The 26,022-nt window shown below is 51.8% G+C and carries 18 protein-coding genes; 4 read left to right on the top strand and 14 right to left on the bottom strand.

The features are described from left to right. Positions 1 to 342: 342 nt before the first annotated feature. The 5 genes from MKY64_RS04080 to MKY64_RS04060 all read right to left on the bottom strand — a co-directional run bounded on the left by MKY64_RS04080 (position 343) and on the right by MKY64_RS04060 (position 4,775). Positions 343 to 1,092 (bottom strand): amino acid ABC transporter ATP-binding protein, encoded by a 750-nt coding sequence (locus MKY64_RS04080; protein WP_340951054.1) that lies wholly within the window; start codon positions 1,090 to 1,092, stop codon positions 343 to 345. Continuing rightward, positions 1,092 to 1,847 carry an amino acid ABC transporter permease gene (locus MKY64_RS04075; protein WP_036724022.1) on the bottom strand — a complete coding sequence of 252 codons (756 nt, stop codon included), beginning with the start codon at positions 1,845 to 1,847 and terminating at the stop codon, positions 1,092 to 1,094. Before MKY64_RS04075 ends, MKY64_RS04080 begins: the two co-directional genes overlap by 1 nt. Positions 1,848 to 1,889: 42 nt before the next feature. Continuing rightward, positions 1,890 to 3,221: a CapA family protein gene (locus MKY64_RS04070; RefSeq protein ID WP_340951051.1), complete on the bottom strand. Its 1,332-nt coding sequence runs from the start codon at positions 3,219 to 3,221 to the stop codon at positions 1,890 to 1,892. Positions 3,222 to 3,239: 18 nt separating this feature from the next. Beyond that, the gene (locus MKY64_RS04065) at positions 3,240 to 4,088 is read right to left on the bottom strand and encodes a transporter substrate-binding domain-containing protein (protein WP_340951049.1); all 849 of its coding nucleotides are present in this window, start codon (positions 4,086 to 4,088) and stop codon (positions 3,240 to 3,242) included. A 231-nt stretch (positions 4,089 to 4,319) separates the two neighbouring features. Further along, positions 4,320 to 4,775 carry a MerR family transcriptional regulator gene (locus MKY64_RS04060; RefSeq protein ID WP_051477919.1) on the bottom strand — a complete coding sequence of 152 codons (456 nt, stop codon included), beginning with the start codon at positions 4,773 to 4,775 and terminating at the stop codon, positions 4,320 to 4,322. Between the two features lie 197 nt (positions 4,776 to 4,972). On the opposite strand from MKY64_RS04060, the gene MKY64_RS04055 reads away from it, so the two are divergent. The 4 genes from MKY64_RS04055 to MKY64_RS04040 all read left to right on the top strand — a co-directional run bounded on the left by MKY64_RS04055 (position 4,973) and on the right by MKY64_RS04040 (position 10,328). Beyond that, positions 4,973 to 6,382 (top strand): glycosyltransferase, encoded by a 1,410-nt coding sequence (locus MKY64_RS04055; RefSeq protein WP_339249975.1) that lies wholly within the window; start codon positions 4,973 to 4,975, stop codon positions 6,380 to 6,382. 23 nt (positions 6,383 to 6,405) lie between these two features. Continuing rightward, the gene (locus tag MKY64_RS04050; RefSeq protein ID WP_340951048.1) at positions 6,406 to 7,869 is read left to right on the top strand and encodes a glycosyltransferase; all 1,464 of its coding nucleotides are present in this window, start codon (positions 6,406 to 6,408) and stop codon (positions 7,867 to 7,869) included. Between the two features lie 13 nt (positions 7,870 to 7,882). After that, complete coding sequence (locus tag MKY64_RS04045) at positions 7,883 to 9,295, top strand: class I SAM-dependent methyltransferase (RefSeq protein WP_340951047.1); 1,413 nt, start codon at positions 7,883 to 7,885, stop codon at positions 9,293 to 9,295. A gap of 181 nt (positions 9,296 to 9,476) precedes the next feature. Next, the gene (locus MKY64_RS04040) at positions 9,477 to 10,328 is read left to right on the top strand and encodes an aldo/keto reductase (RefSeq protein ID WP_339249981.1); all 852 of its coding nucleotides are present in this window, start codon (positions 9,477 to 9,479) and stop codon (positions 10,326 to 10,328) included. 69 nt (positions 10,329 to 10,397) lie between these two features. On the opposite strand, the gene MKY64_RS04035 is transcribed toward MKY64_RS04040, so the two are convergent. From MKY64_RS04035 to MKY64_RS03995, 9 genes are all read right to left on the bottom strand, one after another. Continuing rightward, positions 10,398 to 13,166 (bottom strand): polysaccharide lyase family 8 super-sandwich domain-containing protein, encoded by a 2,769-nt coding sequence (locus MKY64_RS04035; RefSeq protein ID WP_340951044.1) that lies wholly within the window; start codon positions 13,164 to 13,166, stop codon positions 10,398 to 10,400. A gap of 549 nt (positions 13,167 to 13,715) precedes the next feature. Continuing rightward, entirely contained in the window at positions 13,716 to 14,882 is a 1,167-nt protein-coding gene (locus tag MKY64_RS04030; RefSeq protein WP_339249986.1) for a leucine-rich repeat domain-containing protein, read from the bottom strand. 84 nt (positions 14,883 to 14,966) lie between these two features. Further along, a complete protein-coding gene (locus MKY64_RS04025; protein ID WP_339249988.1) occupies positions 14,967 to 17,309 on the bottom strand; it encodes a polysaccharide lyase 8 family protein in 2,343 nt (780 codons plus the stop codon). 27 nt (positions 17,310 to 17,336) lie between these two features. Further along, the gene (locus MKY64_RS04020; protein ID WP_340951040.1) at positions 17,337 to 19,505 is read right to left on the bottom strand and encodes a GH92 family glycosyl hydrolase; all 2,169 of its coding nucleotides are present in this window, start codon (positions 19,503 to 19,505) and stop codon (positions 17,337 to 17,339) included. 36 nt (positions 19,506 to 19,541) lie between these two features. Next, entirely contained in the window at positions 19,542 to 20,645 is a 1,104-nt protein-coding gene (locus MKY64_RS04015; RefSeq protein ID WP_036724035.1) for a glycoside hydrolase family 88 protein, read from the bottom strand. 88 nt (positions 20,646 to 20,733) lie between these two features. Continuing rightward, on the bottom strand, positions 20,734 to 22,314 hold the full coding sequence (locus MKY64_RS04010) for an ABC transporter substrate-binding protein (protein ID WP_036724036.1): 1,581 nt from the start codon (positions 22,312 to 22,314) through the stop codon (positions 20,734 to 20,736). A 76-nt stretch (positions 22,315 to 22,390) separates the two neighbouring features. Next, complete coding sequence (locus MKY64_RS04005) at positions 22,391 to 23,302, bottom strand: carbohydrate ABC transporter permease (RefSeq protein ID WP_209877464.1); 912 nt, start codon at positions 23,300 to 23,302, stop codon at positions 22,391 to 22,393. A 16-nt stretch (positions 23,303 to 23,318) separates the two neighbouring features. Next, positions 23,319 to 24,254, bottom strand: a complete 936-nt coding sequence (locus MKY64_RS04000; RefSeq protein WP_200869525.1) for an ABC transporter permease — start codon at positions 24,252 to 24,254, stop codon at positions 23,319 to 23,321. Positions 24,255 to 24,342: 88 nt separating this feature from the next. Then, positions 24,343 to 26,013, bottom strand: coding sequence for a sensor histidine kinase (locus tag MKY64_RS03995; protein ID WP_036724038.1), 1,671 nt, complete (start codon positions 26,011 to 26,013; stop codon positions 24,343 to 24,345). Positions 26,014 to 26,022: the final 9 nt, after the last annotated feature.

The raw sequence follows: 26,022 nt of genomic DNA, 5'->3' as shown, positions 1-26,022 counted from the left end.
AGGTGGAGACTAAACCTCCATCTACAGCAGTTGGAAAAATGTATCTTAATTTGTCGCTTACCGAGGAATGTGCCAGAACAAGTGGATAAACAGCATCTACTGGAGCCCGTTTTGGCTACTTTGGGTGAAAGGACAACAATTAAGTGCTGTTTATCCATCTGCTGTTCTAGCAGCGGCCGTTCGTCCATCAGCAAGTGTAGAGAATCCAACTACTTCCGATTTCCGTAACATCCGGTTTGTTCAGATCATCCTCCGGGGAAGTCCTTACACTTCTTCACCACAAAACCCCGGGAAAGCGCAAGCTAGCGCTCTCTCCGGGGTTTTGACTGTGAACTACTCTAATTAAATACTCGATTTGTTGCGGAAATAATTCTGCAGGAATTCCTTGGCTCGCTCGGAGGTGGGGTGGTTGAACACCTGATCTGGTGTGCCCTCCTCGACGATTTTCCCTTTGTCCAGGAAAAGCACCTTATTCGCTACTTCATATACAAAGCTCATCTCATGCGAGACGAGAATCATCGTCTGACCGGTGGCGGCGGTCTTCTTGATCGTCTGCAGCACCTCGCCGACCAGCTCAGGGTCAAGCGCTGAGGTCGGCTCGTCCAGGAGCAGCAGCTTCGGATTCATCGCCAGCGCGCGGGCAATGCCCACCCGCTGCTGCTGGCCGCCGGACAGATGCTTCGGATAATAATGAGCACGCTCAGCAAGACCTACCTGCTCTAGCTGTTTCTGTGCAATCTGCGCGGCCTCGCGGTCATTCATCCGTTTCACAATCTTGAGGCCTTCCTTGACATTATCCAGCGCCGTCCGGTGCTGGAACAGATTGAACTGCTGGAAGACCATCGCCGTCTGCTTCCGCAGCTCCAGCCGCTGCTTGTTCGTGATCGTGCTGAAATCGACCTTGAAGCCTTCGAGATCCAGCATTCCCTGATCTGCCTGCTCCAGGCAGTTGAGCGAACGCAGGAAGGTGGACTTACCCGCACCGGACGAACCGATGATGGCTACAACATCTCCCTTGTTAATCTCGACGGAGAGATCGTCCAGAATCAGATTACCGTGAAATGACTTGGATAAATTGCTTACCTTTATCATCAGATCTCTCTCCTTCCCCAAGAGAACCAGCCGCGGTTCATGGCCCCGGCAGCGGAGTCCGGAATGGAGAATCTTTTCTCCAGGAATCTCAGAATCTGCTCAATCAGAATTGTCATGATCCAGTAGATGATCGCCAATGCGAGATACACCTCGAAGAACCGGAAGTTGCTGCCGGAGATAATTTTCCCCTTAGCCGTCATTTCGATTACACCTGCTACGAAGGCTAGGGAGGTTCCCTTGAGCAATCCGATCAATGCATTGCCCAGCGGCGGAATCGCCACCACCAGCGCCTGCGGAACGATGACTCTTCTGAGCACCTGAAGATACGTCATCCCCAGGGATTCAGCAGCCTCGATCTGGCCCTTGTTCACCGATTGCAGCGCCGCACGGATCGTCTCCGAGTTGTACGCCGCTTCATTGAACGCGAAGGTGACCAGCACGAAGATCATCGCCGGAATGGCATTGATATTATAATCCGTCCCATACTGCTGATTAATGAATTTGAGTAACAACGGAATTCCGTTATAAGTCAGGTATAGCTGCACAATGATCGGCGTTCCACGGATGAACGAGATGAAGACTGTGACCAGCTGGCTTAGCACGGGAATTCGGCGCATACGGATAATGGCAAATAACAGAGCAAACACAAGGCCGACGATCATTGAGATGACCGTAATCTGCAGACTCACAGGAAGGACCTCTAACAGGCGAGGAATCGCTGAGAACACCGCGTTGATATCAAAAATCTCTCCCATACCGATTGACTTCCTTCCACGTTCAATTTACAGGGCGACAGCCTAACACGGTCTCACGATTAACCGTCTGCCCTCATAGATAATTTCAGTATGATACCGTTCGTTGCTTACCGCGTTCAGCCGCTCCACCAGGGAGGCCGCCGCTTCATCGGATGCCAGTACAGGCAAGCCACGCTTGGTCACTGTCTCATGGGTAAGCCTGAGATCAATCGGAATCAGCTCATAGCTGAACCGCTTGTCCTCCACACTCAGATCAAACATGACCAGGAAGTTCTCCGAGAACTTGCGGTCGCTGTAGAAGCCCTGCCAGTTCCCTGCGCTGTCCTTGGTTCTGTTCTTGTGCAGGGTAGAAGGAGCTTCATTCTCTGCATATCCGTAGGCGGTGAACATCTCTGGAGATACAATTGACTCCCCTGCCTCGAACTCCATAAACAGACTGCCTATGTTATAAAAAATAGGTTGGCCCTTGTACAGCTCCACCCCTCTGGTGAAGTGGGCGCCATGTCCGAAGACACAGCTCGCCCCGGCATCCACCGCCCCCCGCGCGAAGGTCTCGATGAACTCTGCGGGATAATCGGAGTACCAGTTCTCATTCTCCCCTTCATGCGTGTGCAGACTGACAAAAACATAGTCACTGCGCTCCGCGGCATCCTGGATGCTGCGGTAGATTTCCTGCTGATCCTGCTCATGCGCTGCTGTCTTGACGCGGGACTGTTCACCCTTCTCGAAGGTTAAATAGCCTTCAAAAAATGAACCGAATTCATAGTAATTCTCCGATTTGCTCTTGAAGGTCTCAATCCGCTTGCCTTCCTCCATGCTGGAAGCGATGCCGATGCGTTCACTGATCTCCTTCAAGGTGCTGAAGTCCTGATCGTTCACGACATAGGTCCGCGACCAGCGCAGCGGGTTGACCCCCGGACGGGCCGGAACTCCATTCCCCGGATTGGAGGCAGCGAACACCTCGCTTCTCGTCACATCGATAGTGATGATGGCAATCCGCCCGTCAGGCGTATCCACGAACACCGGCTTACGCGCTTCATGCAGGCTCATGCCCACTCCAAGCGGGGTTAGACCACGGGCTTCCGCCTCTTCGATCGTATCCACAAGACCCTGAGTCCCGTAGTCCCCCGTATGATTATTCGCAAAGCTCACATAACGGATATTAAGCTTCCCGAATTCGTCCAGCGCCTTGGGGCGCACACTGGTCTGGTAGCCGCGGCCTGCCGCCGGAGCGGTATTGAGACGCGGAGTTACAAACTCTGCATTGGTAAAAGCTTCATCGGCCCCTTGCAGCAAAGCCAGCAGCTCCGGGTCCATCGTCTTATATAAATTACTGCTGGAGAATAACGCATCTCCCGAGACTAGAAATTTCATGCGATCACCTTCCCTCAGTTACTCCATTAGCTCTTTCTTAGGCAAATAGTCGCCGCCAAGCTGCTCTTGGCTAATCTTCAGCAGGGTGCCGTCCGCATACATTTCCTTGATTCTCTTGTTAACCGTATCTAGCAAGGTGCTGTCCGCAGACTTGGAGAGCAGGATATAAGATCCTGGATCACTATTCTCTGTAGAGAACGGAACGACCTTCAGATTGGTGAAGCCATGCTCCTTGATGGCCTTCTCGGCAGAGACACGGGAAATGATGCGCACATCGTACTTGCCGGCTTCAATACCTTCGAACTGCTTCACGAAATTCTCGTCAGTGTAGATAATCTCTGCTTTGGCATCCGCATTCGCTTCATTATAATTCTCCAGCAGTGTGGCACCGGAGTTGCCTACTTCTGTTACGGCTTTATAGCCCTTCAGGTCTTCTACCGCCTTAAGGGTATTATCGTCCTTGCGGACTACGAATACATTCGCATTCTCAATAATCGGGAGTGAGAAATTGTACTTGCCGCGTCTCTCAGGGTTGGAGCTGAAATTGTTCGCCCCCAGCTGGAAACGTCCATTGTCCAGACCAGTCAGAATCCCTTCGAATTCAATCGCTTGAACCTCTAGCTTATATTCCGGAAGGTCTTTGAAGATCGCCTTCATTACTTCCACATCGTAACCTGTCAACTGCCCGTCCTTCTCGTAGCTAAAAGGGTTACTGACCCCGCTCGTAGCAGCAATAATGGTCTTCGTACCTGCTCCAGCACCATTTGTCTCAGCTGAGCCTGCGTTATTCTTATTTCCATTACCGCAGCCTGCAAGGACCAACCCGAGCAACACAATCAGAACGCCTGGCACAAATTTCTTCTTCATTATAACTTCCCCCTCGTCTAGTAAAAGCTCTCTCTCGTTGTCCTATGATGTCCAACTTATCATAGTCATTTAGTCTGGAATTATTATGTCACGGGGTATACACTGTGTCAAGGTGAACGGCCAAAGGATTGACGAATGCTGACGAACGAAGTCGATTGATGGCTGGGGTGTGCTTGGTTGGTTACCTAATATAGGTATCCCCCCAGCTGCTGGGGAGTATTCCCCTGGCTGCTAAGAAGACCGCACCACTCTCTTCCGGCGCGCCGGAACCTTGACGCCCTCCTTCTGAAGCTTGCTCCAGTTGCCGGGATTGGTCAGGTCCGGGATACGCTGCTCCAGAATAGCCTGATATTGAAGGGCCTTCTCTTCCAGATGGGCAACACGCTGCTTGGCCTCTTCCAGCTGAAGGAGCGCCGCTTCCCTGTATTCCATCATCATAGCAAAGCGCTGTTCAATCGTCGAATCCCCTTCGAGGCAGAGATCGACGTAGGTTTTGATGCTTTCAATGGGGAGGCCGGTCTGCTTGAGGCACCTAATCCCGTACAGCCAGTTGATCGATTCATCGTCGAACAGTCGGATGTTGTTCTTATCACGCTGAATGCTCGGCACCAGCCCTTTATCCGTATAATAACGCACAGCATGTTCAGTTAGTCCCGTCATGGAAGCCGCTTCTTTGACTGTATACATGTTAATCCTCCTTAAAAAAAGATAATTTAGCTCCGATATCTTCACGGAAACAACTGACTATCTGGAAAATCCACAATGTCCAGCAAATCCGGTATTTTTCAGTATACTCATCATACTTTAGGAACCGGCCCCATATGAATTAGAAGACAGAGCAGCGGGTACGAATCCAGATTTGAAGTATGGAAGGAGAATCAGCCTTGGCCTTATACATTCCGCTTGAATTCTCTGAGCGATTTGCGCATTTCGGAAGCAACACCTTTGTTCAGCAGGGAGGCATATTTGAGTCTCCAGAGCTAATTTCTATAGGAAACAACGTCTCTATTCAAGCTCCATATGCTATCCAGCCGAAAGATGTGAATCACGGAATTTCTGGCGATAGTCCAGTTATCTCTATAGGAGACGGTTGTCAAATCAACAGAAGTGTCCAGATCACAGCTCACCCCAGGATTATCTTAGAGCCAAATGTTCTGATCCATTCCAACGTTCTAATGGAAGGGGATATTACCATTGGAGAAGGCTCCTGGATCGGAGCAAACTGCCGCCTATCCGGGAATATACGTATTGGAGCTGGGAGCGTAGTTAAGGCAAACAGCATGGTTTTGGACAATGTTCCCGACTATTGCGTGGTTTCAGGTAATCCCGCATCAATTGTGCAGATTTATGAGACTTCCTCCGGGAGCTGGGTGGATGTGTCTGCTCATGATCAGGCCCAGGCTATTCTTACTGCCCGAAGCCGCCTTCCCCTGTTATCAATCTGTATCCCAACTTACAACCGCGCGCCTTATCTTGACGCTTGCCTCCAGTCGATTTATGCTCAGATCGGAAATAATGAGCTGATCGAAGTGGTAGTATCCGATAACGCCTCCACAGATGCCACGCCAGCGATCATAGACAAGTATATGGCCCTGTACTCCAATATGAAGTCAGTACGCAATGACACGAACATTGGCGGAGATCCTAATATTCTTCATGTATTACAGCTGGGGAGAGGGAAATTTGTAAAAATGCAAGGCGATGATGATTATTTTCTGCCCGGCAAGCTTATGCCCCTGCTTCATGTACTGCACAGCCATCCGGAATGTGGAGTCTTCCATATTAGTCTAATTAACGGAAATAGGCCTCCCCGCCTGGAATCCGGCATGAGTAATTTCCTGGCCGCAACCACCCTTTATGCGGCTTTTATCAGTTCTGTTGTTCTAAGACGTGAGGATTTGGAGAAGATCGAGAACCCGGCGCTATTCATGACCTCTAAATTCAATCAGTTATATCTTCAATATTCTATATTAAAGGATAACCCGAACTTCTGCATCATGTACGATAGTATCTTCGGTTATGGTGGTGCTTACAATCCTAAATACAGTTTTGCTGAAGTTTTTTTTAACGGGTATCCGTCTATCCTTAGCCATTTCTTGGGCACTGGTTTGACTGCTGAAGAAATTTCCAGAGAGAAAAAACAAACATTTTATCACTATACCATTCCATGGTTTCGGAATAATAAGGCAACTGTGACTACTGATGAGTTTGAAGAGATCTACAAAAAATACTATCAAGATGAACCCTATTATGAGGATGGCCTTGCCATCATGAAAGCAATACGCCAATCCTAATTTAGGAAGGAAGTTAATGGGTTATGTCGCACTCTTTAGAGCCTAAACCAGTTTCTAGTTTCTTTTACTGTGGCAAAAGCACAGATATCTCTCCCATCGGACAATTTCATCATCCCGAGTTCGTTCTCATTGGCGACAGGGTAACAATCAAAGATGATTACTGCATACAGTCCACATTACAAGATTCTTTGCCTGTACCCAAAATTATTATAGGAGATGATTGCAGATGTGAGCAAGGACTCACTCTTCAAGCCCTAAACCGTATTGAAATCAAGCCTCGTGTCACTATTGGCAGTAATGTTAGTATATCAGACCCAAGGTATGAGTATCGTCAGGTAGGATTGCCGGTCTTAGCACAAGGATGGATGGACAGCACTGGAGAAGTTATCATCGGAGAAGGCACACAAATAGGTGATGGAACTGTTATTGCAGGTAATATCCGAATAGGCAAGCACTGTGTAATCCAGCCTGGAAGTGTTGTTGAGCAAGATCTTCCGGATTACTGTGTGGCAGGCGGATCTCCGGCACAAATTCTGCAGCAGGAGACGGCTAAGCTCCAACCGCGAACTGCGGGCTTGAGTTCCGGCACACCGGAATCTACTCCGCTTCTCTCCATTTGCATTCCGACTTATAACCGCGCAATCTACCTTGATCTCTGTCTTTCTTGCATATTCAGTCAATTACAGAACGATAGCCGGGTAGAAGTAATTGTCTGTGACAATGCCTCCACCGACGCTACTCCACAAGTGATTGCACGTTATGCCAGCCGTTATCCTAGCCTCAAATCCTTCAGAAACAGCACGAACATAGGGGGCGACCGCAATATATATCTTGTAGCCCAACTGGCAAGGGGCAAGTTTATAAAATGGCAGGGTGATGATGATTATTTTGTGGAGGATTCAATCCCTTCTCTACTTGATGTCATCCATGATCATATGCAGTGCGGAATTATATATTTGAATGTGCATAACCATGATGGCCAGGTTTATACTGCAGAAGGTGCACCCGCCTATCTTCGAACCTCAGGTATTATGTGTACCTTTATTTCCGGCATCATTCTACGAAGGGAAGATTTTGAACAAATTGAAAAGCCCTTCCGTTATATCGATTTATCGCTAAATCAAGCTTATATGCAGTACGAAATTTTAACCAGAAACCCTAGCTTTTGCGTGGTGAACCGGAGAATGTTTAATTTTTCCGGAAATCCTCCTTCAGGATACAATCTCGGGGAAGTCGTCTTCCGTAGTTATCAGACTATTTTGCATCATTTCATTGGTAAAGGATTAAGCGAGGTAGATGTGCAGCAAGAGAAACTAGCTGCTCTCTACAATTACATTCTCCCTTGGTACACAGGAATCATGCGTGATCACGCCCCTGTTTTTACCGATGACTTTGAGGACCTCTTTAGAGAATTTTATGGAGAAGAGTCCTATTTCGAAGATGTCCTGCTGCGAATTGCAAGTATAAAAGCTCTGGCACAAAGCTAAGGAGGGATTTAGTATGCATAAACCGGACACACTTCAGGCAAACCATCAGCCAGATTCACAGGAATCTCAGATGTCCAATTTAATGAATTATGCCAACTTTCTATATAACCAGAAAAATTATGAGAACGCCGCTGTGTTCTATGAAAAGTTTCTTTTGGAAGCAAAGACGTTGAATGAAGAAACCTATGAGGCCTATGGGAGACTCTCGGATTGTTACATTGCTGCTGGGGATGTAAATAAAGCCTTGTTAGCAGCATTCCAATCCTTTGCTTATGGAATTCCCCATCCCGTGATCTGTTACAAAATCGGCACTGCATTCATGCAGAAAAGCCAATTGAATATGGCTATTTTCTGGTTTGATATGGCTACCCAAGAAACCATTGCACATGAACACATAAACTATGATGCCTCTTTTGCCAACTGGCTCCCCCATTTACAATTATGTGTCTGTTATGAATCATCAGGCGAACACGAGAAGGCCTTTCACCATCATAAAATAGCCCAAAAATATAATCCCGATCATCCAAGTATAGTATACAATCAAAAGTATTTTGAATCTTTGTTCCGCAGAATCGAAGCTCCCTCTTCGAAGGCTCACCCCGAGGCTGAAGTAGTGGGGGGAAACGACACAAATTCCATAGATATCAACTCCGAAATACTGAATACTGAACAAAACGATGTAATTTTCACAGGAGAACGGGTTGTCATTAACGATGCCGTCAAAAAGAATCACGGAGATGTGCTGGAAGAACATTTGAACAGATACAAATTAGCCCAAAAGTTCGTCAAGGATAAAAGGGTGCTGGATGCTGCCTGTGGGGCAGGGTATGGGAGTAAAATGCTGCAGGTGGCCGGTGCAAGTCATGTCCTTGGCGTAGATATCGATGAAGCCAGCTTATCTAATGCGCGCAAAACATATGGTCATGATCAGATTGATTATGCTTACGGAAATGTCAACAAGCTTGAACTTGAAGACAATAGCTTTGATGTCGTTGTTTCCTTTGAGACCATTGAGCACATCGATGATGGCAGTGTATGGATTAAAGAATCCGCCAGACTTCTCAAGGATGACGGAATCTTTATTGTCTCTACACCTAACCGCAGCATAGCGAACCCTGCTGGCTACTTCGTGGAACAGCCAAGAAATCATTATCACAAATATGAATATACGATTACTGAGCTTGTGGGGGAGTTACTGAAAGAATATGATATCCTGGAGTTGTACGGTCAAACCTTCGTCTCCGATTATTCAGCCTTCCAAGCCCAAGTTGTCAGAAATGCGAGAGCAATGCCTCCTACAACCACGCCTTATGACAATCCCGTCATTAACGGATACGAGCTAATGGATCTCGGAAGAGTTAAGGATATGAATCCTTTGTATGTGGTGGTCGTGTGCAGAAAAAAACGCCCCGTTTCCTTAGAATAGACAGATTAAAGATGGGCACAAATACAGGACCGGCCACTGGGGCTGGTCCTGTATTTGTTTTTGTATTTATTTTGATGATGTTACTGCTCCCTGAAAAATATAATAACCCCTGCTTGACTTCGTGTTACACGAAGGCGTTAGGCTCATCATATCACTAAATCATCCTTAGGAGGACAAGACCATGCAGACTGTAACCTTGAATAATGGAGTAAAAATGCCGATCCTCGGCTTTGGTGTCTATCAGATTCCAGATGCTGAAGAATGTGAGAATGCGGTGTATGAAGCACTGAGCGCAGGCTATCGCCTGATCGATACCGCCTCCGGTTACTTGAATGAAGAGGCGGTAGGCCGCGCCATCAAGCGCAGCGGCATACCGCGCGAAGAGCTGTTCATCACCACCAAGCTCTGGATTCAGGATGCCGGATACGAGAGCGCCAAGCTCTCCTTCGCCAAGTCCCTGAAGAAGCTGGGGCTGGACTACTTAGATCTGTACCTCATTCACCAGCCGTTCGGCGACTACTATGGAGCCTGGCGTGCAATGGAAGAGCTGTACCACGAAGGCAAAATCAGAGCGATCGGGGTCAGCAACTTCCTCCCGGACCGCCTGATGGACCTCATCGTCCATAACAAGGTCGTTCCTGCTGTCAATCAGGTGGAGACACATCCGTTCTTTCAGCAGACGGATAACGCTGCTTTTATGAAGGAACAAGGTGTACAGATTGAATCATGGGGACCGTTTGCCGAAGGGCGCTACAACCTGTTCAGCAATGAAGTGTTAACCGGGATTGCCGCTAAGCATAACAAATCCGTCGCCCAGGTTGTGCTGCGCTGGCTGATCCAGCGTGATATCGTGGCGATTCCGAAGTCCGTGCGCAAAGAGCGGATTGTGGAGAACTTTGATATTTTCAACTTTGAGCTGAGTGCAGACGATATGACTCAGATTGCCCTACTCGATACGGGCGAGAGCCTGTTCTTCTCCCACCGGGACCCGGAAATCGCCAAACGGCTGGGGAATTGGCGGGTTGAGCTGTAAGCCGGAGGCGAACTTGCAAGTGAATGTCGAAGAAAGGCCCATGCACAGTTGCATGGGCCTCTTTGTCTGCTAAGGATTCCGCACCCACCTCACCGCATCGGCCGCGACATATCCGGTCGTTCCATTATTACGGATGGTCACACTCCCGGAGGTGCCTGCCGTGAAGGAATAGGTGCCAATCAGATTCCAGGCTCCCCCGTTCGCAGTCTGGTCTATATTCAGCGTTGCCGTCCCTCCGGAATGAACGACTTCCAGCGGAATTGCAGTCGACCGGTTGAAATGCTGCGGCCACATCATATAGACGCTATAGGTAGCCGTAGCGGGCAGGTCGGGGGTAAAGGTTATACTTTTGCTGCCTTTGCCGCTGTTGTCATCATGCAGATAGTTGACACCGTACCGGTCAGTCTGCACCGCAGCGGTCTTCCAGCTTCCTGTCTTCAGCACTCCGGTGGTGTCATTATTGTCCACAATCACCTCTTCACCAGGCAGGGTCGGCGGCGTGCCGCTGCCCAGGTCAAAGGAAACCTTGAACGTCTTGCCCTTGGCCGCGCTGACATTCACCGTTAATCGGATGGTCGGGCTGAGCTGCGTTACAGTAACCCCGGAATCTGCTGTGTACCCGCTTGCTGAACGGTCCAGCTCCACCTCAATCACGCCCGTGCCCGCTTGGGTCGGATCACTGACAGACAGCTCCAAGGTATCTCCGGCTTCCCGGGTCATAACCGCCGCTTTCTTGTTAACGGTAATCAGATCGGCAGAGCTTGCCCCATCCTCCCAGAAATTCGCTCCGATGATGCCGAGCTTCGTTTCTTTTACCGCCTGGACACTGGATGAATTCGCAAGCACTTCAATGTCTGGAGCAACAGCATAAGCGGCTACTTGAGCGGCTGTCTTGCCCGGCAGCAGGACATATTGATATTCGCCGTTACTCGGATTGACACCATGATCCAGCCATAAGGTCATATAATTGCGGGTGATCGGCGTGGAAGGTGTGACCGGACGGGGGTTGATCTGCTTCCAGTTGCCTGTTCTGGCTTCTCTCTTAGCAGCAAGCGATACCGTCTGCGGAAAATAATATCCGGTATCCGCACCCGCCGTGCTGCCGGACAGATGTGCCCACTCCACCTGCTTCAGGGTCGATGCCCCGCCCAAAGTGGCAGGCTGCACTTCACCGTTCACAGTAAGCGTATTGCTGCCCGCCGTGTTCAGCTTCCGGTTCTCTACAATCGTCTCCACAGCAATATTATCCGTGCTGCTGATGCCTGCACCAAGAGCCACGATTTCATCGTCGAACATGAACCATGATTTTCTCGCGCTCAGGTCATGATCCCCGTACTTCAGCTCCATGCCAGAGACGCCGTACAGATTCTGCATATCGGTGCCGCCGGTCCACTGCCTCGTACTGGTGTGGCTGCCGGAAGAGGTCTGCGACAGCACCGTTGTTCCCGGCAGGCGGTAATTATCCACAGTGGGCCAGTAGCCATCGCTGTATTGTCCGAGATCACTGTTATATAAGCTGGTCATACCGGCTGAGGTATACCAGGCTTTGGCGTTCTCACTGTTGATCGCTTCATAGCTGCTGATCCGGCTGGAATACATCGCAAGGCCGAAGCTGTAGCCCGGCCGGTGCTGGACGGCCCGGTCCATCGCTGCGAACTGCTTGTAGACAAGAAGCTCTGCCGAAGGCACTACCGCCGGGTCACTATTAATACTTTTAGCCAGAGCAATAGCTGGAACGGGTGCATCTTCATAAAAAGACTTGAAGGTGTCTGAAAGCATCCAGCCTTTCAGCATCTGCTTAAAATCGCCTGCTTGCGCGGGTGGCGCAATTCGGGATAAGTTCAAAATGCCCTGCATCACCCGATGACCTGCATCGTGATCCTGGCTGTAGTTTCTAGAGATCTCCCTGCCGCGGACCATGTCCATGATAGCGCCCTTGTACATCACCGGCTGGTAAGCGTTATACACCCACTCCCATACATTGGACTGCTTGGGATCACTCACCTGCCAGGAAGAGCCGTGAAGCATCCCCATCAGATCACTGACGGCCAACAGCAAGTCAATGCCATAACCTCCGGTGTAGGGAATGTTGTTATGCTGAATGAATGAACCGTCCCGGTAGAAGCCGTCTCCGCTGAGCGTATAATTGAAGACGGAGGACAGTCCGTCGCGGGCGGCGGCGACCTTGGTGCCATCTTTGACCAGGATGCCCCGCTCGCCTACCACCATCGCCTTCCAGGTGCGGTTAGCTCCTGTCAGGGTAACAGCGGGCGAGAAGCGTTCCACGGCTGTCATATAATTCGTAACCTGTGCCGGGGTTAAGGAGTCATACAGCAGCACCGTTATATCGTTAAGCTGCAAGGGAATGCCGATTTGCCAATCCCACCAGTTGCTCGTTCCGCTGGCTGTCGGCGTTACCGCCTCGTGATATCGGGTGGTGTACATATAATCGAGTGCAGCCGCGATATCGCTCCCGAGCTGACTATTCTCATGCAGCGCCGTGCCGGTAGTGGCATACGCGAGCGCCATCGTCTTCAGCCGTTCATAGGTCACCCGGATATGAATCGAGTTCCCGATGCCCGGGTTATCGCTCCACAGATAGGTGCGGGCGGGCGAGGTATTCATTGTCTGCCAATAGCCGCTGGCTTCATTCCCTAGCTTGGTAAGGGCTGCGGCAATATCGGCGTCCGCCGTATTCAGGGAGGGCCCTCCTGTAAGCATTACCTTCCGGTTCTCCCGCATCCCGTCGAATTCATCCGCAGCACGGGCACGTTCGGCTACTCCTCCCAAGCCGCTGACCAGCAGCAGTAGCACTAACGCCATCAAACCGCTTTTCATGAGTAACCTTCTCATTAACGTTCCTCTCATTAGCAACCTTCTCATCCATAATCCCCCTTGTCGCCGTATTCAACCTTTGCACAAAACAGATAGTCTGGCTTTCCAGCACACGCAAGCTTGCTGTTGCTGCGCTCATCTTGCGGCTCCCCTTCATACAAGCTTGCTTCTCTGCACCAATGTTCCAGCATTCCCCACTCATAAATCCGTTCGTTGTAAAGCGCTTTCATTTAATATTATAGATAGAGCCCGGTAGTGAAAGAAACTACATGCATTCGAGAAAAGGTATGATATTTCGAGCGTTCCGGCAAAGATGCTCCTCATTCACGCCTGCCGCCCACTTTCGGTCTACTCAAAGGGATTTATCCCTCTGAATCTCCCAAAAAAGCCGCAAAACCTTGCGGCCTGCGGCGTACAGCTTGCGACATACCGCCTACAGCTTGCGGCGTGCGGCCAGCAGCTTGCGGTTACGGGTTACGGTTTATAGCCTACAGTTTACTGCCTACTCCTTGCGCTTTGCAGCCCGCGGGTTACAGCCTGCGGCTTACCAGCTTAGTACATTTCATAACTAAGCTGGTCGGCCAGCTCACCTTCATGGTCAAATGCTGCATAGATGCAGAGCTGACCGGCCGGTGTATCCCCGGCATCGTAGCCGATACGGAAGGAGTGGTCTTCGGCAAACGTCAAGTCGGCCAGCACCAGCTCATTCACATCTTCATCAGGATGAGCGTCCGCAATTAGCTGCAATACCCGGTCAAGCAGCCCCTCCAGCTCGGCCCACACCTTTTGAATCTGTGAAGTCAAGCCTCTCATTGCGACCTTGGTGGGAACTTCCGCTGTAACGGCAAGCTCACTCCCCCTGATTTGAAGCTGCGCCTTATAACAGGTAAAGGTAGTATCATATTGAAAAATCCCTACTCCCTCTACCCTATGATCCGGCTGCGTAATGAGGTTATTGGCAACATCCAGTTGTACAAGCTGCGAATGAAGATTCGTATCCAGTACCGTAAGTTTGTTCTCAGAGCAATACAGTTCGGTCAACTGCAGATTGTGACTGAGGTCCAGACTCGTGAGATGATTATTGAAGCATCGCAGACTCGTAAGTGAAGGATTGCCACTGGTGTCCAGACGGGTTAAATGATTATGGTTACAGCGAATTTCCGTCAGCTCTGTACAGCTTGCCATATCCAGCTCAATGATATAGTTGCTGCCGCAATCGACCCGCTCCAGCGCCGTATTGTCACTAAGCTTCAATTCATGCAGCGAGTTATAACTGCAATTCAGTACCTTGAGCCGGGGATTGCTGCTTAACTCCAAGTTGGACAACATATTCTCATGACACTCCACCGTCTCCAGCGCAGGATTCTGGCTAAGGTCCAGAGTACGGATATGATTCCTGCTACAGTCCAGTTCCTTCAAAAGCCGATTAGGCTGAGTATTCAGCTCAATCAGCCGGTTGCTCCGGCAGTTCACAGTAACGAGTTCCGCATTCTGGCTAAGGTCAAGCACGGTTAACTCATTATACGAACAATCCAGCTCCTGAAGCGCCGTAAATTGTTCGATTCCCTGTAGACTTGAGAGCTTGCAGCCCTCAAGCTTCAGCGTAGTCACCGTGTCAAGATCGCTCCTGAAGACGGATTCACGGCCACCGCAGAAGTGATCCCTTACGAACTGCAGGAAACGTTCATCTGCGAAATCATCGGTAATTGAAATCTGCATGGTACTCCCCCTCTAAAATCATTGGGATTATTCTACCATACTCCGCAGAGTCATTCACTTGAAGCGCATATTCATAGATTCGCCTCAGGTCCCCAGTTCCACCTGGAACGAGGCGCCCCCGGCACCGTCAGGGTCGAACACCAGTCTAACCTTTCTGGGGTTTCCAGGGGCCCCGGTGTCTCCAGAATCACTAGGTTCACCTGAATCACCTGCGTCACTTGGGTCACCCGGGCCACTAAGTTCACCAGATCCCCCCAGGTCAACCGTGATCCGCTCAGACTTGTGGATCACCCTAGTAACAGGCCGATCGAGTTCAAGCTCCACTTTGATTGGACGGCGCTGCAGTTGTGTCGGATCAGCTATAGCTAGACTCCAGCCTGCCGGATTCCTACGCAGCACAATAGAGGCTTGACCGCTGCAAGTAATCCCCCCGCTTCTATACCAGCCTGGCTGCCAGAAATGCACAGCTAGCAGCCCCGATTCCGAATCCTCCACCGCGTGCACCCGGTGATTCAATTCCACAATCCGTATACTTGAAGCCCCGGCGAACCCGGCCGTTGCTTCTTCACTCCAGCCGGGCAGCAGCACATAGGCATAGGTATCCCCCTGCGGCGCTGCTCCATGATCGAACCAGAGTGTCTGATAGAATCGCTCGATTACCGCAGAGGAACCGGCGTCGTTGATTGCCCTCCAGCTCCCTTGCCGGGCCTCGCGCAAGGCATGGACGCAGCAGCGTTCAGGCAAATAAATCCCCACATCCGCGCCCCCGGTACTTCCCGCCATATGAATCCACTTAGGCTGAAGGGTATCTGTGAGTCCCAGCGTCCGGCAAATCTCTGTTCCGTCTGCTGTAATCGTATGGTCTCCTGCCGGGTTCCATTGCCGGTTTTCTATAATCGTTTCCACTCTGGCGGAAGTACAGCTCTTAATATCCGAACCTAAGGCAACAATACGGTTACCGAACAAAAACCAGCTTTTGAGCGCGGTCAGTCCATCGGCTTCGTTAACAACATCCTGAAGCTCCATCGCAATGGCGCCGTATTGGTTATGAAGCACAGCCCCGCCAACATAAGCCCTGTTGCTTAATTGGCCCTGCCCGGCTCCATCCTCTTGCAATGTCTTCGTTACCGTGGTTCCAGGCAGGCGGTATGGATCAACGGTCGGCCAGTAGGCATCCGCATATTGCCCCAAGTCACTATTGTACAGGTGGCTCATGCCATACGCTGTATACCAGCCCTTCAGATGCTCTCTGTTGATAGATTCATAGGTGAAGGTCCGGCTGGAGAACATACTGATCGAGTAGGCAAAACCCGGACCTTGCAGCACCACCCTGTCCATATGGGCAAACAGCTTGCAGCAACTCGCTTCCGGAGCGGGCTGCACAAGTTCATCGTCCAGCAGCGCTCCAGTCTCAGCTGCGGTATCCGGCGGCGCTTCGGCGATGTACGATTTATACGTATCTGCCAACACCCACCCCTTCACCCTGGAGAGCAGCCGTGCCTGATCCGCCTCACCCAGTATGCGCGAGAAACGCAGGCAGGCCGTGATCACGGAATGTCCACTCTCATGATTCTGCGAATCCTCCCGTGAGACTTCTCTGCCGCTCACCATATCCAGCATAGATCCCCTGAACATAAGAGGCACGAATGAATCCTTAATCCACCCGGCCGTCAAACCCCGAGCTTCATCAGGCAATTCCCAGGGGGTACCGTGAAGCCATACCATCAGGCGGACCACATCATGCAGCAGTGAAACCCCATATCCCCCGGTGTAGGCATACTTGTCATGCTGAATAAAGGAGCCGTCTTCATAGAAGCCGTCCCCTTCACTGGCATTCCTGAACAGCGGAAGCAGCGCATTCCGGGCTGCAAGGAGCTTCTGCCAGTCGCCCCGGATAACGGCCGTCAGGGCAGCCGCCGTAGATTTCCAGACCAGATTCGCTCCCGTTGAAGGCGGAGCCTGAGCCACGAACCACTGCGCATGAAACGCCGGATCGCCCACATATTTGTCTACGGGAAGAAGCAGAGACTCTATGAACTCCTTATCCAGCAGTTCCTCCATGAGCAGAAGGGTCTCCACCAGCGCGATTGGCACGCCAATCTCCCAATACCACCAGTTGCCATAGGGCTGACAGGTTTCGTTGTATCTATGCTCAGACAGCCATTCTAATCCATAAATGATCCTTAGCCTTAATGAATAGTCCATATAATAGGTACATTTGGGAGACTTCAGCGCGATGGCCATCTCCTTCAAACGGAGAATGATCTGAAATACATCCGCCGCATTCTCCTGAAACGGGATATCCGCCCAAAGCAGCTCCTGATGATAAAGCATCTTATCCCGGGCATCGCGGACCCGTTTCAGCGATTCCGGACGAAGCGTATCTCCCACGAGATATTGCAGCCATTTGTTTTTTAAACTCTGCATGGACATTCTCTCCTTGAGCCTACTGCCCTACCTTGACAGTTGTTTGCCTTGCTCCCGCTCCGCGAGCGGAGAAGGTGGAATAAGGCTTCCCCACTCCCCGGGTTTAGCGCCCAGCTCCAGAACAAGCGTGCCTCCTCCGGCGATTTCTTCATGGCGGACCCATGCACGGTCCAGCTCCTGACCGTTGAGCGAAGCGGACAAAATATAACTTTTGCCGGACCCGCTGCCTGCTCCTTGTGTCTCAATCGTCAGAGGAACCGGATTCGCCTGTGCGCCCAGCAGCAGCGTCACCTTATTGAAAACCGGAGGAACGAGGAAATAGAGGTCCTGACCCATCAACGGATACAAGCCCATCGCTGAACAGATGTAAAAGGCACTCTGGCAGCCCATATCCTCGTTATCCCCCAACCCGTCACGCTCAGCCCGGAAGTATTGCTCCAGGCATTCCCGTACCCGGTCAGCCGCCCGGTCCGGCCTGCCCGCATAGATATATAGATAAGGAATATGCAGCATCGTTTCCTTGGAGTTATAGAAGCCCCCGTCAAAAAAATAATCTAAATGACGGACAAAGGCCTCCGCTCCCCCATGCCGTTCAACAAGTCCATGAAAATCATGCTGGGTGCTGAACGACCATTGCAGACTGGTGCCCTCGTAGAAATACGGATCATTCCATGAATCCGGCAGACAGGATTCCCGGTCAAATGACGTTACCCATTCCCCGCCGGACAGCCGGGGCGCAAAACACTTCAGATCCTCGCGCCACAGATTCCATAGCTTCTCCGAGCTTGTATAATAGTCCTCTGCCGTCTCCTCCTGCCCAAGCTCCTCGGCCAGACGGCCGATGCACCAGTCCTGATAAGCATATTCCATATGGCGTGACACACAGTTCTTCTTCACATCCGTGGACAAGTAGCCTAAGGAATGGTAATCCTGCAGATGACGGCCATAGAGCCAGGTATCCGGGGACTGCACCTCATTATTCTTACGCATCTGCTTGAGGGCCTTCGCGTAGTCGATGCCCTCAAGCTTCTTCAGCGCCGCTTCACAGAACAGAATATCGGCAGAGCTTCCGCCTTGAATCATGGCGCTATGCCCCATGATCCAGGCGTCCGGCAGCCAGCCGGTATGGTCCGCGATGTCCAGCAGACAATTCAGGATATCCGCTTCAAGCTGCGGGTCGAGCAGTGTAATCAACGAATTGGCATTCCGCACACTGTCCCAGAGCGCGTACAGGTCGGTATAATGCCGGACCCCTGATTCCCAGGCGAAGTTCTCATCATCTACTCCGAGGTCACTCGGCATACAGAACAGACGGGTCATCAGGGTATAGAACAGCCGGGTATGCTCCACGCTGCCCCCTTTCACTGTGACCCGGCTGAGCTTATCCTCCCAGATGTCGCTGGCCGCCTGGCGGATGTCATCGAATCCGGCGGACGCTTCCCGGTCTACACTGGCCCTGGCCTTGCCGACACTAACATATGAGATGCCAGTCTTCGCCACCAGGACTCTGCAATCGCCGAAGCTAAGGGAAGCCTTGCAGTTCGCGCCATCTACAGACGGCCCTTGGCGTACTCCGCCTGCATCCATCAGCATATGGCTCTGTATTGGCTGATCGAAGCGGATATAGAAGTACACGGAATAAGGGAATTCGTGTCCCCAGCCCCCGCGCAGGTCGCAGCGGCCTGCCAGCTCATATTCGGACAGAACTTCAATATATCCCCCGGTCGATACTCCGGTGGTCTTCCCCGGTTCATCCCCGCCCACCTGAATGACCGCTCCGGCATCAATCAGCAGACCCGCCAATTCATTCCCCGGATAGGTGTAACGGTGGACTCCGGTCCGCATCGTGCTGGTCAATTCAGCCTGGATGGCGGCAGGCAGCAGCTTCACGCTGTAATATCCGGCTTCGGCATGTTCATCCCCCTTCTCATAAGGGTCCAACTGAAACCTCGGCATTCCGGTATAGGGGGTGAAGCCGACATTGCCATAACGCCCGCCGCCCCCGGTTCCGCTGACATGCGTATGACTGAACCGGATAATCGGCCGCGAGCTGTCGTAACCGTGGGATAGCTGCGGCGGCAGGGTATCCGGTCCAAGCCTTACGATACTGTTCGGCAGATAAGGCCCGCACAGGCAGTTATTCTCCCCGTCCACGCCGATGAACGGATCGACATGGTCCACTCTTCTTTTACTCAAATCAGGTCCTCCTTCCTTGCCATGAATCTGTTCCCTCTACCAAAAGATTTCATTCTCGCCCTTGAGCTTCAGCAAGGCTTCCAGGAAGAAATAGTCGCCGTAAATGATCGGCACCTCGACTTCGGCACCAGCCGGGAAGCTGCCGGTTCCCTTGGTAATGAGCGCCTCTTCCGCCGGATCTTCCGGCGCGTAGTGGCGGAACAGCGATTCTGTAATGGCACTTCCGAGCTTCCGGTACCGGTCGGCTTCTTCGCCCTCCAGCAGGTAAGCTATCTCCAGCATTCCGCTGGCCGCGCAGGCAGCAGCCGTTGAATCTTTGGCCCATAGCTGATCGGTAGGCGCGCGGAAATCCCAGGGAGGCACCAGATCCTCCGGCAGCGCAGCAACGAAGTAATCCGCTGCCGCTCTAGCGGCATTCATGAACCGGATATCACCTGTATACCGGTACCCGATCGCGAATCCGTAGATCGCCCAGGCTGATCCGCGCGACCAGGCGGAATCCGGACTATACCCTTGTCCGCCCAGCGCCTCAATCCGCTCTCCCGTCTCGGGATCGAAGCGGACGATATGATGCACCGAGCCGTCCTCCCGGATGAATTCCCGCAGCGCCATCTCCGAATGGGCGACAGCGATGTGACGATACCGCGGGTCCTGTAGTTCCCCGCTGGCCCAGTACAGCAGTCCAAGGTTCATCATGCAGTCGATGATCGCCAGACCTTCACTGCCTTCATGCAGCCAGGCACGGATGAAATTCCCCTTGAGATTGAACCGGCTGGCCAGATGACTGGCAGCGATCAGCCCTCTTCTCCGGGACAGCATGTTACCGGTGAGCTTATAATCGGCAACCGCTGACAGACTCCAGAGGAAGCCGTTATCGTGATGGAGCTGTTCATATTCCTGAAGCGGCGTGTCCAGTTGCTCCTCGCAGCTCTCGGCAATGCGCCGGTATTCCTCATCGCCTGTGTTCCGGTAAGCCAGCCACAGAATGCCTGGCCAGAATCCGTTGGTCCAGCAATCGGGGTCACGCGCATCATATTGTCCTCCGTAGGTGGCATTCGGGAAGGTGGCTCCGATCCGGCTCCGTGTACGGCTTAATTTGTGCTGGGCATAGTCCCAGGCTTCGTTGATCCAAGTCTCCATAATCTCCAGGTCTTCCTTTCTCGTCTACAAATTAGAGGGCAGGACGCCCGGAAATAACGGACCTCCTGCCATCTTTTCCACTTGTCAGTTATTGCGCGGCTTTCCAGGCATCAATCTGGGTCTGCAGTTCAGTCTTGACCTTCTCAATGCCAGCTTTCTTCAATTTTTCATTGCGTTCCGCAAGCATTTTGGCAGGGTCAGGAATAGCACCCGTGCTTGCGGCCCGGTATTCACCGATGACCGAGGTAAGCTGGGTAATCTCGTTCTTCACCGGCGATTCGTCGAAGACGAAGCCCAACAATGGCGAACGTTTAGCCTCATCATTGAATTGCTTCCAGCTTGTATACAGATCATCCGGCTGGCCCGGCTTCAGATAATTGATCAGCTGATTGCCGACCACCCAGAACAGGGCAGAGCTGCCATACCCGGAATCGGCAATCGGCTCGATCCGGTTCTCGCTGATCTTCTTGTAATGGGTGCCTTCGATGCCGTTAACGAACAGGTTCACAGCATACGGATCAGTATGCAGCGCATTCAAGACCATCATAGCCCGCTCGGGGTCCTTGGAGGTGCGGGAGATGGAGAACATGGATCCGGCCGCAAGATCCGTAGTGACGATAGGCTCCTCAATTACCTTGGATACGAAATCATATTTATTGTCCGAGGCGATTTTCAACTCAATATCCGCGCCCGGCTTCCAGACCGCCTGCTGCATCCAGATCTTGCCCTGCTTGCGCAAGTCGCCGATCTCCGTCGTTGTAGTCGCCGCATCGCTGTTGATGTAGCCCTTCTCGTAATAACTGCGGTTCAGCTCATACTCCGCTTGGGCAATGGATGAAATCTCCGGATCAACGACTGACTTAATCTGGATGTTATCTGTATTTGTGTAGTCATAGAGGAATAAAGGAATCTTGTTCGGCGTCGGCCCGATGGCGCGGAAGTTCGAACGGGTCTCATACATCATCCCTTCGCCCGACTCCTTAATGAAGTCCAGGATCAGCCCCGGCTCCTTCTCCTTCAGCAGCTTGAACCAGGGTTCAAAGTCTGACATTGTCTTAATATCCTCAATCGGAATATTATATTTGTCGATGATATCCTTGCGGTACGTGTAGGCCTTGCCTTGGGTAATCTCTTTGTTGGTTGGAATGCCGTACAGCTTGCCTTTGTAGCGCGGAGCCTCCAGATAGATCGGATTCAGGTTCTCCGTAATCCCCTGCCCGTATTTGGCCAGCAGGTCATCGAGATCCAGGAACGCACCCTTGGCCACGTTGCCGAAGAAATTAAGCCAGGACGCGGTGAATACCAGGTCCATCGGTTCTCCGGCATTGAGCATCAGCTCGGTCTTCTGCTTGTATTCGCTGGAGGCAATCGGCTGCAGATCCACGGTGGCATTGAATTTCTCTTTGAAATATTCACTCAGCTTAGCTTCGACCAGTGCGTCATCCCGCTGCGGCGCACCGAAGTAGATGATCGAGACCTCGTAAGGCTTCAGTGCTTCCGCACCACCCGCAGGCTCCGCACTGCTCGTGCTGTTCGTAGCGGCCGCGCCGCTTGAAGCTGAAGGTTCGGCAGAACCCCCGTTGTTACCGCCTGAGCACGCTTGCAAGGATAACGCCAGAACCAGAAGAATCGCCGTGAATAGCGGTCTGCGCCCTTTTAACTTTGTCATATTAACCCTCCCCTAGATGATTATGCTTCTATATAGAACGGCAGGCAGCCTGTGCTGATGCCGGTTCCACCACGCTTTAGCCTTTTACTGCCCCGACCGTCAGGCCTTTGACAAAATACTTCTGAAAGAACGGATACGCAATCAGAATCGGTCCCATCCCGATCACCGCCATCGCCATCTGCAGGGATTCGTTCGGAAGATTCTTCATCATATTGGGATTCTGGGCAGCCAGCTCCACATTATTGCGCAGGTACTGCACATCGTTGAGGACGCGCATCATCAGATACTGCAGCGGATACTTATCCTCGCTGGTGATATACAGCAGCGCATTGAACCAGTCGTTCCAATAGCCGATGGTACTGAACAGGGCCATGGTCGCCAGGACCGGCAACGAGAGCGGCAGAACGATCCGCAGGAAGATTCTCAGCTCCCCCGCACCGTCAATTCTGGCCGATTCGATCACCGCAGGATGAATGGTCGTCTGGAAGAAGGTCCGCATAATAATGACGTTGAACGGCACAATCAGCATGGGCAGAATCAGCGCCATATACGAATCCTTGATATGCAGCGCTTGTGTATAGATCAGATATCTGCTGACCATTCCTCCATTGAACAGCATCGTGAAGAACAGGAAGAAGGTAAACACATTACGGAACGGATAATCCGCACGCGAGATGGGATAAGCATACATTGCCATGAGCAGCACGCTAAGCGCTGTTCCTGCAATAGTGATGGTGATACTCACGCGATATCCCGACACAATCGTCATCCAGTCCTTGAAGATCGACTCATAGGCAATGAAGGACCACTTATTCGGAATGAAGCTGTATCCCTGAGTCAGAATGGACTGCCCGTCTGTGAAGGAGACAATGATCACAAGCAGAACAGGCAAAAAGCAAAGGAGTGAGAGGATCACAAAGGCCAGATTTAAAAGTACATTTGACAATGCGGAGTTTCCGCCGATCGAGCTGCTGGTGTCATTCGCCATGATGATTCTCCTTTGATTAGAATAGTGCCTGTTCCCGGTCAATCCGTCTGACCATACTGTTGGTGGCTATGACCATAATGAAGCCCACCACCGATTGGACCAGCGCCGTTGCCGAGGACATTCCGATATCATTCAATTGCATCAGGGCGCGGTAGACATACGTATCAACGGTATCTGTTACCGGATACAGCGCTCCCGAATTCATGGGCACCTGGAAGAACAGTCCGAAGTCAGAGCTGAAGATGCTGCCCATGGACAGAATCGTCATAATAATGATGACCGGCCGGATAAAAGGGAGCGTGATATGCGTAATCTGCTTCCACTTGGAAGCCCCGTCAATCAGCGCCGCCTCGTAATATTCCGGATCGATTCCGGCAATCGCCGCGATATAGATCACTGCGCCGAAGCCCGCATGCTTCCAGGCGTTGACAAACACCAGAATGTAAGGCCAATATTCCTTCTCCGAGTACCAGAAGACAGGGTCTTGCCCGAAGGCCTTAAGCACTGTGGCATTGATGAAGCCGTGATCCGGCTGCAGGAAAGCGTATACGAGATAACTCACCACCACCATGGACAGGAAGTGCGGCAGGATGATGAAGCTCTGGTACACCTTCGCCAGCAGCCGCCGCCGGATCTCATTGATGGCTACCGCAATCGATACCGACAGCACCAGGTTCATAATCATGAAGGTCAAGCTGTACAGAAGTGTGTTTCTTACAATTCTCCACATATCCCCCGAGGAGAACAGGAACTGGAAATTATCAAAGCCTACCCAGGGACTGCCCCAAATCCCGTCCAGATAATTCACATTCTTGAAGGCAATAAAGATGCCGAACATCGGCAGATAGCTGTGCGCCAGCAGGACAAGCACCGCTGGCAGCAGCATCAGTGTCAGCGCCTTGTACTTCCACATGGCATGGATAAAGCTTGAGAATCCGGTGGTTCTACTCATGTCCATTACTCCTTTCATGGACTAATTATAGAACCATCCTGCCACCGCTTCGATGATGGATTCCCGTAAAAATGTGATCTTTTATCACTCAGTTGCCGGCAGGTTCGGTCTTCGTCCGGCGCAGCGGCAAGGTAATGATCGCCCGTGTCCACCCCACCCCGGTTCGCTCATAGGTTAATCCGTAGGCCTCGCCGTAATGGAGCTGGATACGCTGGTGCACGTTGCGGATGCCGTAGCCTCTTGCACTATGCTCTTCCCGCAGGATGGCGGCAAGCTCCTCCAGATCTACCGGCAGATGCCCGTTGTCCTCGACGATGAAGCGGAGTGTTCCTTCCGCTTGAACAGCAGATACCCGGATTTCTCCTTCTCCGTCCATCCCGCGTACGCCGTGAAGAATGGCATTCTCGATCAGCGGCTGGATAATGACCTTGGGCGTCTCATAGTCCCTCAAGGTATCATCAATCTGCCAACAGACCTCAAAGGTACCCGGATAACGTTTGGTTTGCAGCCGGGTGTACGCCTGGGCATGCTCCAGTTCTTCCCCGGCCGTAATCATGGTCCGGCCCCGGCTAAGTCCGATGCGCAGCAGCATGGACAAGTCCCTGACCATCTCTCCCACCTCGCCGTTTCCGCTATCCAGCGCATACCAGTAAATCGAGTCCAGGGTATTGTACAGATAATGGGGGGTAATCTGGGATTGGAGCATCAGCAGCTCATATTCCTTCTGCTTCAGCTTCATCCCGTAATTTTCTTCAATCGAATGATCCAGCCTGCGGGTCATTTTCACGAATGATCCCTGCAGAATGCCGAATTCATCATGCCGGAGCGGCTCCTCGGATAACGGCAGCTTGATGCCGGGCTCATAAATTTTCATCACAGAGACGAGCTTCACGACCGGCTTGACGACAAGTCTTACCAGATAGAGAACAAACATCAGGACAAAAGCCAGAAAAACAAAGGAGATGAGCACCAGCAGCTTTTGAAACCAGACTTGCTTGCCGGTAATGGATGCCAGCGGGATTTTGTACAGTAACCGGGTGTGGAATCTGGAGCTGTCCGAATACGCATAGAGCCACTCCTCCCCGCCTTCCTGGGCGAAGGTATAGCCGTAAGCGGCGTCCGGTTCGGTGCTCTTGCCGATCTCGGCCGCAGAAATGCTGCCTGACCCGGTGGACATCAGCAGCTCCCCGTTATCATTGAATAAGAAGGCGCCGGCCGCAGCAGGCAGCTCCACCGAGACCATATCCCGGGTCAGCATCACCTCAACCTTATGGACGACCAGCAGCCCGATCACCTCGTTATAATTCCGGGGGTTCAGAATACTGCGCATGAAGGAGACCGTCCGCTCGCCCGTCGCTGAAGGAATGACGCGCAGCGCCCCTGCGCCGCTGACATCCATCTGCTTGACCATCACGTCCGGCAATCCGCTGTTCACCTGGTCCAGATATTTGAATCCTTTGGTCTTGTGGGACAGATCGAACGGTGTATCCCTGCGCTCAATGTTCTTCATATATATCGCATATTCCGTGCCGCCGGTAGACCAGCTCTCCAGAATATTGTCAGCCTGCTGGATTTCATTCAGGGTATCAATTCCCGTCCAGAAGCTGTACCCTGCCGGATTGCTAAAAAAATGATTATCCAGCAGCGTGATCGTCCGGTCATTGATCGCCGATATCGTTTTGTCCAGCGTGACATGATTCTGCTTCACCAGCTGCAGGGTGGTACTGCCGACCTCTTCCTTGATCGTGTGAAGCGCCACATACGCTGA

The organism is Paenibacillus sp. FSL R7-0210 (assembly GCF_038009085.1).
Classification (GTDB): Bacteria; Bacillota; Bacilli; order Paenibacillales; family Paenibacillaceae; genus Paenibacillus_AQ; species Paenibacillus_AQ silagei.
This window is presented reverse-complemented; position numbering and strand designations above follow the sequence as displayed.

Excerpts from the sequence above, each read along its gene's own strand:
- MKY64_RS04025 (WP_339249988.1), bottom strand. The coding sequence starts at position 17,309 with ATGCAGAGTTTAAAAAACAAATGGCTGCAATATCTCGTGGGAGATACG.
- MKY64_RS04075 (WP_036724022.1), bottom strand. The coding sequence starts at position 1,847 with ATGGGAGAGATTTTTGATATCAACGCGGTGTTCTCAGCGATTCCTCGC.
- MKY64_RS04035 (WP_340951044.1), bottom strand. The coding sequence starts at position 13,166 with ATGAAAAGCGGTTTGATGGCGTTAGTGCTACTGCTGCTGGTCAGCGGC.
- MKY64_RS04000 (WP_200869525.1), bottom strand. The coding sequence starts at position 24,254 with ATGAGTAGAACCACCGGATTCTCAAGCTTTATCCATGCCATGTGGAAG.
- MKY64_RS04045 (WP_340951047.1), top strand. The coding sequence starts at position 7,883 with ATGCATAAACCGGACACACTTCAGGCAAACCATCAGCCAGATTCACAG.
- MKY64_RS04065 (WP_340951049.1), bottom strand. The coding sequence starts at position 4,088 with ATGAAGAAGAAATTTGTGCCAGGCGTTCTGATTGTGTTGCTCGGGTTG.
- MKY64_RS04060 (WP_051477919.1), bottom strand. The coding sequence starts at position 4,775 with ATGTATACAGTCAAAGAAGCGGCTTCCATGACGGGACTAACTGAACAT.
- MKY64_RS04015 (WP_036724035.1), bottom strand. The coding sequence starts at position 20,645 with ATGGAGACTTGGATCAACGAAGCCTGGGACTATGCCCAGCACAAATTA.
- MKY64_RS04070 (WP_340951051.1), bottom strand. The coding sequence starts at position 3,221 with ATGAAATTTCTAGTCTCGGGAGATGCGTTATTCTCCAGCAGTAATTTA.
- MKY64_RS04080 (WP_340951054.1), bottom strand. The coding sequence starts at position 1,092 with ATGATAAAGGTAAGCAATTTATCCAAGTCATTTCACGGTAATCTGATT.
- MKY64_RS04050 (WP_340951048.1), top strand. The coding sequence starts at position 6,406 with ATGTCGCACTCTTTAGAGCCTAAACCAGTTTCTAGTTTCTTTTACTGT.
- MKY64_RS04030 (WP_339249986.1), bottom strand. The coding sequence starts at position 14,882 with ATGCAGATTTCAATTACCGATGATTTCGCAGATGAACGTTTCCTGCAG.
- MKY64_RS04010 (WP_036724036.1), bottom strand. The coding sequence starts at position 22,314 with ATGACAAAGTTAAAAGGGCGCAGACCGCTATTCACGGCGATTCTTCTG.
- MKY64_RS04040 (WP_339249981.1), top strand. The coding sequence starts at position 9,477 with ATGCAGACTGTAACCTTGAATAATGGAGTAAAAATGCCGATCCTCGGC.
- MKY64_RS04005 (WP_209877464.1), bottom strand. The coding sequence starts at position 23,302 with ATGGCGAATGACACCAGCAGCTCGATCGGCGGAAACTCCGCATTGTCA.